The sequence below is a fragment of the Erythrobacter sp. CCH5-A1 genome (assembly GCF_001557115.1).
In the GTDB taxonomy this organism is placed as follows: Bacteria; Pseudomonadota; Alphaproteobacteria; order Sphingomonadales; family Sphingomonadaceae; genus Erythrobacter.
In genome coordinates this window covers 1-450 of record NZ_LSKQ01000163.1, presented here as the reverse complement: position 1 = coordinate 450, position 450 = coordinate 1, and the positions used below count along the sequence as shown (strand labels likewise).

Annotated in this window: 1 protein-coding gene; it reads right to left on the bottom strand. The window is 64.0% G+C overall.

What is annotated here, in order from left to right:
* A partial coding sequence (locus AX708_RS08955) for a strawberry notch C-terminal domain-containing protein (RefSeq protein ID WP_197426355.1) occupies positions 1–450 on the bottom strand: 450 nt, incomplete at both ends.

Genomic DNA, 450 nt, shown 5'->3' with positions numbered 1-450 from the left:
CGATCAGCGTTGCGCTCTTGAGCTTGCCGTCCGCCAGCAAGGCAAACCAGGTCGACAGGGCCGCCTTAGCATATTCGCTTTCGAGATTGTCGGCAGGGTCAAACAGGTTCTGCCCGCCCGTCTGGCGTTGGCCCCGCGTGAGAGCCCCCAGACTATCGAGCCTGCGCGCAATGGTGCTGGTGAACCGCAGTTCCCCTTTGCAGTTCGTGGTCACAGGCCGGAACAGCGGTGTGTTGGCTTGATGGGTCCGGTGCGTTCGGCCAAGCCCCTGGATGGCCCGGTCGGCTCGCCATCCCGGCTCAAGCAGGAAGTGTATGCGACGCTTCTGGCAAGCTGCGTCAAGGCTGGCGTGATAAGACCGCCCGGTGCCGCCCGCGTCGCTGAAGACTAGGATGGGCTTCCTGCCATCCATGAACTGGTCGGTCTCGGACTGGTTCGTCCGCGGCGAGC